This is a genomic window from Thermoflavifilum thermophilum (assembly GCF_900116565.1).
In the GTDB taxonomy this organism is placed as follows: domain Bacteria; phylum Bacteroidota; class Bacteroidia; order Chitinophagales; family Chitinophagaceae; genus Thermoflavifilum; species Thermoflavifilum thermophilum.
Genome location: NZ_FPCJ01000001.1, coordinates 2813908 through 2825518 on the forward strand (window position 1 = coordinate 2813908; position 11611 = coordinate 2825518).

Genomic DNA, 11611 nt, shown 5'->3' on the forward strand with positions numbered 1-11611 from the left:
ACATGGAAACTCCTTTCATGATTGAATTTGAGGATGCCAATCCCAAATACCTGCAGATTGTGGATGCAGTGATTGATGCCATCCGAACTCGCAAGCTGCACCGCGGACAAAGGGTTCCCTCAATCAACGAACTGAGCGAAGAATTTCTGCTATCCCGCGATACAGTTGAAAAAGCCTATCGGGAGCTGCGCCGGCGTGGCATCATCACATCGGTTAAAGGCAAAGGATATTTTATCAACCGCACCGACATCCAGTCGCAATTGCGTGTGATGCTGCTGTTTAACAAAATCAGCAATTATAAAAAGCAGATTTATAACAGCTTTGTGCGTACCCTGGGTGAATCGGCCAAAGTAGATTTGTACATTCATCATTTCAACGCACACATTTTTGAATCGCTGGTGCAAAATGCTTTGGGTTTATACGATTATTACGTGGTGATGCCGCATTTTTATGAAGATACCGAACTGGCATTGCAAGTATTGCAACAAATTCCTCCGGAAAAACTGATTCTGCTTGACCGAAATTTACCCCAGCTTAAATCCGTATTTGGTGCCGTTTATCAGGACTTTGAAATGGACATCTGTCATGCCCTGTATGAGGCAGAAGATATGTTGCGGCGTTATCAGGAATTGATATTGGTGTTCCCGGAAATCATCCCCTATCCTCCGGAAATTATGCGCGGCTTCAAGCGGTTTTGTCTGGAAACCAATTTCGATTTTGATATTATCCGCGAAATTTCATCCCACACACCGGTACAAAAAGGGGAAGCTTATGTGGTAATTGAAGAAACCGATCTGGTGAATCTGATTAAACTATGTCGTTCTCAAGGTTTGCAAATCGGAAAAGATATCGGTATCATTTCGTATAACGAAACGCCTTTGAAAGAAATTCTGTTAGACGGCATCACGGTCATTACCACTGATCACGAACAGATGGGCAGATTGGCCGCACAGATTATTCTGGAAAAAAGAGAACAAAGAATCAAGAATACCTTTCATCTAATTCGCCGAAATTCCCTTTAAGCCCGGTAAAGGCTCTTGATATTCAGCAAATACATCAAGATAAAGGGCAACACCTAACAGGCTGCCCTCTGAAAGTTGTGAAGTGGAAATACGCGCCTCCGGCAGCAAATGCTGCAGCAATTGCTTGAAAGCTTCATTGCGTGTAAATCCGCCATCTACATAAAGTTTGCCTTGCAGTGGCTTCTGTTCCGCTGCCAGTTTGATGGCTTTTACCTGAGCCGCTACCAAAGGCCGCAGGCAAGCCAGATAAGCCTGTTCAGCCGTTTCGTACTGGGCGAGCATGTCAGGATTCCTCACAAAATCCGCTTCCGCCTGATTATGTATCCAATCGTTATGCAAAGAAATATAGCTTGCTGTGCGTTGAAAAATTTCCTGGGTTTGAAGATGAAAATGTGCGGTGATGCGTTTCAACTGTTCATCGTGAAAATGCCCAAGAAAATAACGCGAGGCTTTCACTGGCTGTCCGGAAGGTAACATGTAAAGCAAACAATCTTGTGCAAGTTCTTCGGGCGTGAGCAGGTTTTCACTAAATGGATTCAGGGTAATGCCCCATGTGCCGGTAGATAGCAGGATAAAAGGTTCTTTATCCAGATTCATGTAAGCCAACAGGGCCGCTGAGCTGTCGTGCAAGCCCGTGCCTACCGGAATCATGCCATCCTGATAGCGCGTGTAGCCAAACCATTTTGAGGTAACCACCGGTGCCAGTAAACGCTCCAATCCTTCGGCCTTCAACCAATGATGATAATCCTTTCGTTCATAGTCCCACATCATAGTATGGCAGCCAATGCTGGTATATTCGCTGCACATGCGTCCTGTAAATACATACGAACAGTATTGCGGCAGATGCAAGCTATAGGCAACCTGATGAAATAATTGCGGTCTGGCATATTTCAGCCAATAAAGCTGCAAGCCGCTGTTGAGCATGCCCAGATAAGGTGAGGCCGTGCTCAAGCAAAGCTCTGCTTCCGGGCCATAGGTGTCAAAAAACTGCTGCCTGAGCCTGTCTGGAAAGGGTTTGATATACGAATACAGGTGTCCCACTATTCTGCCGGCTTCATCCAGATGCACCAATCCGGCACCATGGGCTGAAAAATTCAAAGCGAGAATCCGGACATCCTGCAGCTGCTCTGCCTGTTGCCAGACAGTTTGCATCCAGCGGGTAATAGCGTGAATATCTTCACAGGGTTCTCCCTCTTCATCCTCAATATCGGGAATGGCTTCACTGGCCTGGAATACCGGCTGATATTGGGTATTGAAGAGCAGAAATTTTTTGTTGGTCCGGCCAATATCGAATACGGCTATGCAAGGTATTTTTCCCATAGTGAAAAACATGGCAAAGGGATCACAAGCCTGTAGCCACTGCTTTTTTACCACGTTGTGCAATGAGCTGCTGTCGTACCTGCAACTGGCGGTAGGTGTGCAGCGGAGATATGGCACCACCCGCCTGCAACCTGGCCTCGGCAATCAGCGGACGAAGATCGGTCCGGAAAGCGCCCTGCATCAACTCCTGGCACCAGGCTACATCGTTTTGTTGTTGGGCTTCTGCCAGTGCTTTTCGGTTGACGATCAATGCCTGTGCAAAAGCCAGCTGAATGGCTTCAACAGATTGCAACAAATCTTCGAGCGGATCTTTGGTGTTGTGACTGGCATCAATCATCCATGCCAGGGAATCCACCGACCTGTTGCGGCTTTGCAGCCCCTGCACGAGTTCATGGAAAATCAGAAACAATTGATAAGGCTTGATACTACCCACCGTGAGATCATCGTCACCATATTTGGAATCGTTGAAATGAAATCCACCGAGCCGGTCTTCCATCATCAAGGTAGCGACGATTTGTTCGATGTTGGTATTGGGTAAATGATGCCCCAGATCCACCAGCACCCTGGCTTTGGTCCCCAGTTTCTGAGAAAGCAGAAAAGCGGTTCCCCAGTCCTGAATCACTGTAGCATAGAAATTGGGTTCGTAGGGTTTGTATTCCACCAGCATGATCCAATCGTCGGGCAAGGCTGCATAAATCTCCTGCAGGGAGGAAAGGGTATGTTGAAAAGCCTGAACAAAGCTTCGCTGGCCGGGGAAATTACTACCATCGGCCAACCAGATGGAAAGACAATGGCTGCCCAGGTCTTTTCCGTATTGAATGACTTCGATGTTGTGGTCAATGGCCTGACGACGGACAGCCGGATCGGTGTGGCAAAGAGAGCCAAACTTATACGACAAGGGTTGGTCGGGCTGATCCTGAAAGGTGTTGGAATTCACGGCATCGAACTTCAGGCCCAGAGCAGCCGCCAGGCTGCGGATATGCGCTGCATCCCGCGGAATATCCCAGGGGATATGCAGGGATATAGCTCCACTTGCCCGGTTTAATGCATGCAGCAGGCCCACATCTTCGATTTTTTCTTCCAGATTGCGCGGCTCACCGCCAATGGGAAAACGGCCAAAGCGCGTGCCGCCCGTGCCCAACGCCCAGCTGGGAATGGCGATCTGCAATTGCTGGATCTGAGCAATCAGGGCATCGGGCTGAAAACCTTCTGCCTCCAGGTATTCCGACAATCGGGCAAATGCCTGCTGATGCCTGCGCAGCAGGGGCTCATTGCATGCCTGAATCTGGTCTGATGAAAGTCTCATGGTTTGCAGTTAAAAGGTTAACGTACAAATGCAGCGGCTACGCCTCCGTCCACATTCAACACATTGCCGGTACTCTTCGAAAGCAGTCCACCCACAAAAGCAAACACCGCATTGGCAATATCTTCGGCATGGATTTCTTCATTCAGCAACGTGCGGCGGGCATAAAAAGCAGGGAGATCTTCCACCCTGACTCCATAGGCCTTTGCCCGGCCTTCGGCCCATCCGCTTTCCCAGATCTTGCTGCCGCGTATCACAGCGTCGGGATTCACCACATTTACCCGGATCTTATCCTTACCCAACTCCGCCGCCAGCAAACGCGACATGTGGAGCTGGGCTGCCTTGGCCGAACCATAAGCCACATTGTCGGGTCCGGCCACCAGCGCGTTTTTGCTCACAATATTCACGATATCACATCCCGCAATTTCAGGCAGCTGCCGCCGCATCCAGGTAACGGCTTCTTTGCTCATCAGGAACTGGCCTTTTACCAGCACATCCTGTAAAATATTCCAATCGTCGAGCGTGGTATCGGTCAGGCTTTTTGAAATAGAAAGCCCGGCACAATTTACCAGAATATCTATTCCGCCAAATTGCAAAACAGTATGCACAAAAGCTTCACGTACCTGAGCCTCGTCGCGCACATCGGCCCGGAAAGCAGCGCACATATCCCGGCCATACCGTTGTTTCATCTCCTCGAGAGTCGTCTTCAGCGCCTGCTCGTCGATATCGCTGATGACCACACAGGCGCCGGCTCCGGCCAGCTTCTCGGCAATCGCCCGGCCAATACCGCCCGAACCACCCGTAATCAGGGCAATTTTGCGGGATAATGGTTTTTCCGGCGGCAGCCGTTTCAGCTTGGCTTCTTCCAGTTGCCAGTATTCAATTCGGAAAGCCTCGGATTCGGGCAGCGACACATACTCGGAAATGGCTTCCGCACCCTTCATGACATGGATGGCATTGATGTAAAATTCGGCCGAGACACGGGCTGTGGGCTTGTCTTTGGCAAAAGCAAACAGGCCTACACCCGGCCACAGGATGATGACGGGATTGGGATCGCGCATGGGCGGACTATCCGGCTGTTTGTGGTTTTCATAATAAGCTGTATAGTCTTTGCGATAAGATTCAAACTGTGGAATTAACTGCTGGCGCAGCTCTTCGTCGCTCTGGCCGAGCACATCGCCTTTCAGCTGCAGCACCAACGGGCGGATTTTGGTGCGCAGAAAATGATCGGGGCAGCTGGTGCCCATGGGTGCCAGCCGTTCCAGATCGGCACTGTTCACAAATTCCAGCACATCGGGGGCATCGGTAAAATGGCCAATCATGCGCTGATGGGAAGAAGCCTGCGCCCGCAGAAAAGGCATGATGCGAACCGCCATGGCTCGGCGCTGCTGGGCAGGCATTTCAGCCACCTTCACACCACCAAATACCGGCCGATTTTTGCCATAATGTTTTTCCAGGAAATCAGCTGCTTTTTCAATGATAGTGAGGGTATTCACATAGCTTTCGTAGGCCGTCTCGCCCCAGCTGAACAAACCATGGCCGCCCAGCATAATACCTTTGATATGGGGATTTTCACGATACACCTGTTCCATTTTCAGCCCCAGATCAAAACCCGGCCTTTGCCAGTCGATCCAGGCCAGTTCATTGCCATAAATTTCCTGCATAATAGCCCGACCGTCTTTGGAAGCGGCAATGGCAATCACAGCATCGGGATGCAGGTGATCCACGTGCTTATGCGGCAGGAAAGCGTGCAGAGGTGTGTCAATGGATGGTGCCTGTGAATGCGGATCGTACAGGCAATGGGTAAACAGAGGTACCATTTCATCTTCGTATGCTAGGCCGCGATATTTTTTCTTCAAAGCCTCCAGGCGCTGCAGATACAGCGCTGCCAGCCCTTTCCGCGTGAGCGTGCCCAGATCACCGCCCGAGCCTTTGACCCAGAGCACGGGTACCTGTTCACCTGTAACCAGATCGGACTCCAGGGTTTTGCAACTGGTATTGCCCCCGGCATAATTTGTGAGCCTGAGATCGGCACCCAAAAGGTTAGAACGGTAAATCAACAAAGCCACTTCATCACCCGCCAGTTTGGCCGCATAATTTTCATCCCACAGATAGCTCACATGCCTGAATGTGTCTTTCATTACGGGTTCCATCACCATTTCTGTATTTAAACGCAATAAAATAAGGTTTGACAACGTGCAGCAAATACTACCGTCGCCGGCATCTGCATTTGCGGGGTGTAAGTTAGAGAGATTCACACATTCAACTATCCTGTAGTATCCTGCCCGAGGCTGAGCAGTTTCAGCACCTGCTGCTGTTCCAGAATCAGTTTTCCCAGGCGCAATTCGGAAATACCTTCTTTTTTCTGATAGCTGAAGCGAGGCTGCTGGTTTTCCACCGTTGCATCAAAATAATAAAACCGGATATCCGATTTTTTTTCAAGGGCATGTGCCAGTTCCACGAGATGGGAAGCGAATAGAATATAAGTATTCCGAAAAGCCCCCAAACGCTCAATCACAGCCAGCGAACAATCAAAAGCATCCTGCACATTTGTGCCCCGAAACATTTCATCTATCAGCACAAACATTCGTTTTCCCGCCCGCATTTGTTCAGCCAGCTGACGAATACGGCGTACTTCATTAAAAAAATAACTATACCCCTCCTCTATCTTGTCAGTTATGTAGATGTCGGTAAACAAATCATCAAACACCGGAACAGAAGCGCTTTCAGCCGGTACGCCCATGCCCAGATGGGCCAGATACACACAAATGCCTGCGGCTTTCAGAAATGTAGATTTGCCGGCCATATTGGGGCCCGTAAGAAAAATCAGATGATGCCGGTTACTCATATACAGATCATTGCGCACCGCATGGGGAAGAAACAGATGATACAAGCCTTTTATCTCCAGCGGCTCGCCGGGACTGCTTATGTGTGGCATCACCAGCCTGTATTCCACCGTAGCCTGCGCCATGGCAAACCATGCATCCAATTCATAAAAACCATCCAGAATAAATTGAAATTCTTTGCGATGGACAGATCTGATAAAATAATCCAGATAAAACAATTGATTACTGTTCAAATCGCTATTTCCGGCCCTTGCCAGCCATCCTTTGGATTCATCGGCATACAAGGTTGAGCATACACGATGCAGATCATCTAATGTTTCCGCCGCATGATGATGTGCATGCATCCGAACGAAATGTAATAGTTTCCCGATAAATGCTCCCAGCCGCCGAATGCTGCCTTCAATAAATGCATAATCCGCACCATAGCGCATGATATACCAGACTCTCGCCCACCAGCCGGCCTGCGGATCAAGCGGTGTGATGTTGCTGTGAAAATATTCTTCAATGTATTTGATTTCCTGCGGATGAAAAGATGTTTTCCATTCATCCAGTCTTTGCATACAAAACAAAATGGTTTGTTGTGCACGACACACATATTCATAATCAAAAAAAGGATGCCGCATGCGTCGCTGCAGGGCCTCCTTGCCGCCAGTGGTCAGCGTAAAGCGATGGATGCGTTCATATACACTGCTGCTATCTGCTTCATGTGTGAAAATATCCAGATCATATAATATTTGGAAATCCATCATTACCCGATTTCCCAGGCTGACAATTCATGCAAACACTTTTCAATAGCGCTGAAGCGTTGTTGCACCTGGCTGCTGTGTTCCCTGCGATGCATCAATGTATCATCAATAATTTGCTGAATACGGTTCAGCAGCAACTCAAGATGTGTATGCAGGTCATATTGAAATTTCCGGAAAGATTCCTGAATCTTGTATTGCAGGTCATAAATAATACTTGATGCATTGGTCGTAAGCAGCTGTTGATAATGATTGTATAGCTTTCTCATGTATTGTTTGATGCCACATGATGCAGGCATCCATCTTATCCAGAATGGAGGTGGAATATATGCGGCAGACAATCCTTTGCCATAATCAAAATAGAATGCAGTATATACATTTAGATCAAATTGGTCCGCAATAAGATGAAAATCCACTCCCAGCAAGGATTTCAGATGTTGTGTAAGTTCATGCAGAAATGTCTGTGAGCGCGATGCATAGGTTTCCAGTAATTCGCTGAATTGTTGGCGGGTAGTTTGTTCCAATTGTGATTTCACCTGTTGGAAAGCTTCAATTAGTTGGTGGGTTTGTTGTTCCTGAAACGATTGAAAACCTTGATGCTGCATGGCTTCCCATACGCGTGATGATTGTAGCAGATATTTTTCCTGCAATTGCCGACGCAGCTGTTGGGTAAGCGATTGAATGGTTTCATCTACCTGCTGGCGAATATATCGAACACGGCTGTTCACCAGGCTTTCAAATTCTTCCTGCCGGCTTTGCATCAAAGACATGGATTGTTGCAATTGCTGTTGTTTTTGTTCCAGTTCATGCAAAGGAATCAGCAAAGTTTCCTGCTGAAGCCGCAATTGCATGCTTATCTGATTATACAGCAAACGATACTGATGTCGGAGCGACTGATTCAGTATCTGTTTTTTCTCAGTACGGATCAGCTGCTGCAGAGAAGTAACGAGGTGTTGTACGGCATATTTTCCTGTCGGCGATTTACATGAGACCACATGCCAGCTAAAATGATCTTCTGCACCGATGGCTGCGTTCACCTGTTGTCTGTTATATTGCAATATATCGATGAGTTCTTTTTCATTCAACAGATCAGCCTTGTTTAATACAAACAAAATACGGGGCACATGTGCACGCAGGGTTTGCAGGAATTCCAGATCGGCTCTGGAAACAGGTGTATCAGCACTGCATACAAACAGGGCTGCATCAATTTTGGGTACAAAAGAAAGCGCGGTTTGGGTATTGTGTTCAAATGCAGAACCTACGCCAGGTGTATCCACAATGCTCACGTCCCGCAGCAACCCTGCCGGATATCCAATCCGCACGTAAGATACCCGTTTGATGTTTTGGGGATTTTTTTCTTCCGTAACATATTCGGCAATTTCATTCAATGTAATACGCTGCGGTGATTCATGGTTAAAATGCACTTCAGCAAAAGCTTCATCTGCATACTCAAATAAGGTAATGATTGCGGTAAGCGGCACAACGGCTACCGGCGCCAGGTCCACACCCAGCATGGCATTGATTAGGGATGATTTGCCACGCTTGAATGAGCCTACCATCACCAGGTAAAAGCGCTGTTCAAGGGCTTTTTGCCTGAATGCATGTAGTTCCCGAAGCAAAGCTTCATCTACCCAGCCTTCTGACAACCGGTAAACTTGCTCAACAGCTGAAACCCAAGCAACTTCCCCTGCCGCAGATGCAGGATTGTGGTGAGCCGCATTCAGGATTGGCTTTTGTTCCATACATATTTTCTTAAATAAAACACCCACAATAGGATGGTTGCTATTTGCAGAATCATGGAAAAGCCTACCAGCAGGACAATGGAACGATCATACAGATAACCCATCAAGCCACTACCCGCGAACCAGGCTATGCCGAATAAAGTATCGAACAATCCAAATGCTGTAGCACGTTTCTGTTGGGGTATCAGTTGAGCCACGGCCGCTTTTAATACCGAGTTTTGCGCACCCATTCCCAATCCCCAGCAAAAAACACCCAGCAATATCCAGGGCATGGGCAACAAAAACACCAATGCAGGAAACAAAAGGGTTGCAAACGTGATACCGATCAATACCGTTATTCCCCAACGATCAAACAAACGTCCTAACCACAAACTTGTTAACCCCTCCGTGAGCATGGCCATTGCGTACAACACAGGAATCCAGGCATCGGCAAGTAATTGATGTTGTTTAAAATGATAAGCTATCAGGGGAAAATCAGCATAACCTGCAGCCAGGCACATGGCAGCCAGGGTATATAATGCAAAGCCCGGAGCAAAATGCTGTCTGGCATCCAGGTTTACCCGTTTTACTTCCAGTTCATGTGGATGGGGAAAGGTGAGATGTGCCATCAACAGCACCAGCAGGGCTATGCCCGTAGGAATGAACAATATCAAATAGGCATCATGGTAATCGCCTGCTTTCCACCAGAGCACAAAGCTCATCAATAAAGGACCTATCGTAGCTCCCAGCTGATCCATCAGTTCATGCAATCCGAATCCCCATCCATGGCCCGTAGCTGAGGCTCCATACGATAACATGGCATCACGCGTGGGATTGCGGATGGCTTTGCCGGCGCGCTCAGCCAGGATCAGCACCACAGCCCACTGCCAATGCCCTGCCCAAGCCAAAAGCGGCACAGAGATTAAATTGACTCCATATCCCAGATACATCATCAGCCAGTAGCGATGTGAACGATCGCTGATATAACCCGAGAAGAGCCGCAGCCCATATCCGATGAGCTCTCCCAGGCCTGAGAACACACCCACCACCGTTGCACTCGCACCCAGCATGTTCAGATAAGGACCATTGATACCACGTGCCGCTTCATAGGTCATGTCGGCAAACAGGCTGATCACACCCAGAAATAAAATAAAACGCACTGCCCGCTGTCGCTGCATGGTATAAGACTGCTTTCCAACCGGAGAGGTCGCTTTTGAACTGAATCCTGAATTTGGTTTTGTCATGGCTTCAGATTTGATTATTCACCCTGCATGAGGCAGGAAGCAAAATACAATGAAAGCGGACTTGCCTGAATAGCTTTGATGCTTTTCTCGAGATCATATTCAACCCGATAAAACTGTACAGATAAATAATCATTATTGTTGTTTGATGAGGAATTGAAGTTCCAGTCCACCACTACATATACCGGCCGCCAGTTGCCATCCTTGGGCCGGCCAGCTGAACCTACATTGATGAGATGTTTGACCTGGTTTCCCTGATAAAATATTTTATGATAGGGCCTATGCGTGTGCCCCACAATCAATACATCCGCATGAGCAGCATCCAGTGCGGCTATAAGTTCTTCCTGCGGCAGGTTTTCAAAAAGATATTGCTCAATCGATGTGGCACTGCCATGCGCAAGCATGCAATGAATGGATCTGACATGATCAGTAAAACTGAAATCCATATGCATGGGCAATTGGCGCAAATAGGCCTGATGTTCCGCTCGAATCTGGGATAAAGTGTAGGTAATAGCTTGCTTGCCCCATTTGTACACATCCGGTGAAGAATAAGAAAACGGAAAATCAGTTTTCCCCTCTCCGATTCCCTGATCGTGATTTCCTTTCACCGTTGCAATATGATGACCACGAATAAATTCCACCACCTCATTATTCCAAACATGCTGATTGACCAGATCACCCAGACAAAAGATCATATCAGGAGATTGCCGCTGCAGGCTTTTCCATACAGCTTCCAGTGCTGGTAAATTGGCATGGACATCACTGAATATAGCCCATCGCATGGATCAGTTTTTTATTTTGCAAAAAATAATCTAAGCAACATCCGCACAGGTATGCATATTTGCATACTTTGAATATTACTCTTTTTTGAACTTCTGTGCGTATCTTTCAACGCTTTCCTGAATACAGGTATAAGCCGCTTCCTTGTTCATAAAATCACCCACCTTTACAATCTTATTTTCGAGTTTTTTATAATCTTCAAAAAAATTTTTCAATTCGGCTATCGTATATGCTGGCAGTTCGTCCATATCCTGTATGTGAAAAAAGGCTGCATCATGATGTGCCACAGCAATAATTTTATCATCCACATCATTGCCGTCAGTCATGTGCATAAGACCAATGACACGGGCTTCCAGCAAACACAGCGGCGTGAGAGGCATGGAAGCAAACACCAGGATATCCAGTGGATCTTGATCAGTAAAATAAGTCTGTGGTATCAAACCGTAATTGGCCGGATAATGAACTGCTGAAAACAACACCCTGTCCAATTTAAGCAGGCCGGTAGGCTTATCTAATTCATATTTGCTTTTGCTGCCCTGCGGGATTTCAATAACAGCATGCACGATCTTCGGACACTGTGGGCCTGGTGAAAGATCGTGCCAGGGATGTTTTACGCCAATCATATCTGTTTATTT

9 protein-coding genes are annotated in these 11611 nt (G+C 47.5%); 1 reads left to right on the forward strand and 8 read right to left on the reverse strand.

The genetic code is table 11. From position 1 onward, the window contains the following. Nucleotides 1–2: 2 nt before the first annotated feature. Nucleotides 3–1022 (forward strand): GntR family transcriptional regulator, encoded by a 1020-nt coding sequence (locus BM367_RS11900; protein WP_092461055.1) that lies wholly within the window; start codon nucleotides 3–5, stop codon nucleotides 1020–1022. Here the strand turns inward: BM367_RS11900 and BM367_RS11905 are convergent. From BM367_RS11905 to BM367_RS11940, 8 genes are all read right to left on the reverse strand, one after another. After that, nucleotides 999–2342: an FGGY-family carbohydrate kinase gene (locus BM367_RS11905; RefSeq protein WP_177224225.1), complete on the reverse strand. Its 1344-nt coding sequence runs from the start codon at nucleotides 2340–2342 to the stop codon at nucleotides 999–1001. The genes BM367_RS11900 and BM367_RS11905 overlap by 24 nt on opposite strands. 22 nt (nucleotides 2343–2364) lie before the next feature. Then, complete coding sequence (locus BM367_RS11910; RefSeq protein WP_092460766.1) at nucleotides 2365–3648, reverse strand: sugar isomerase; 1284 nt, start codon at nucleotides 3646–3648, stop codon at nucleotides 2365–2367. A 17-nt stretch (nucleotides 3649–3665) separates the two neighbouring features. After that, nucleotides 3666–5798, reverse strand: a complete 2133-nt coding sequence (locus tag BM367_RS11915; RefSeq protein ID WP_222842637.1) for a bifunctional rhamnulose-1-phosphate aldolase/short-chain dehydrogenase — start codon at nucleotides 5796–5798, stop codon at nucleotides 3666–3668. 113 nt (nucleotides 5799–5911) lie between these two features. Further along, entirely contained in the window at nucleotides 5912–7237 is a 1326-nt protein-coding gene (locus BM367_RS11920) for a MutS-related protein (RefSeq protein WP_177224226.1), read from the reverse strand. A gap of 2 nt (nucleotides 7238–7239) precedes the next feature. Next, a complete protein-coding gene (locus BM367_RS11925; RefSeq protein ID WP_092460770.1) occupies nucleotides 7240–8976 on the reverse strand; it encodes a dynamin family protein in 1737 nt (578 codons plus the stop codon). After that, a complete protein-coding gene (locus tag BM367_RS11930; RefSeq protein ID WP_222842638.1) occupies nucleotides 8955–10199 on the reverse strand; it encodes an MFS transporter in 1245 nt (414 codons plus the stop codon). The genes BM367_RS11925 and BM367_RS11930 overlap by 22 nt, the downstream gene beginning before the upstream one ends. A gap of 14 nt (nucleotides 10200–10213) precedes the next feature. Further along, entirely contained in the window at nucleotides 10214–10978 is a 765-nt protein-coding gene (locus BM367_RS11935) for a metallophosphoesterase family protein (protein WP_092460775.1), read from the reverse strand. A 75-nt stretch (nucleotides 10979–11053) separates the two neighbouring features. Next, nucleotides 11054–11599 carry an inorganic diphosphatase gene (locus tag BM367_RS11940; RefSeq protein ID WP_092460777.1) on the reverse strand — a complete coding sequence of 182 codons (546 nt, stop codon included), beginning with the start codon at nucleotides 11597–11599 and terminating at the stop codon, nucleotides 11054–11056. Between the last annotated feature and the right edge of the window lie 12 nt (nucleotides 11600–11611).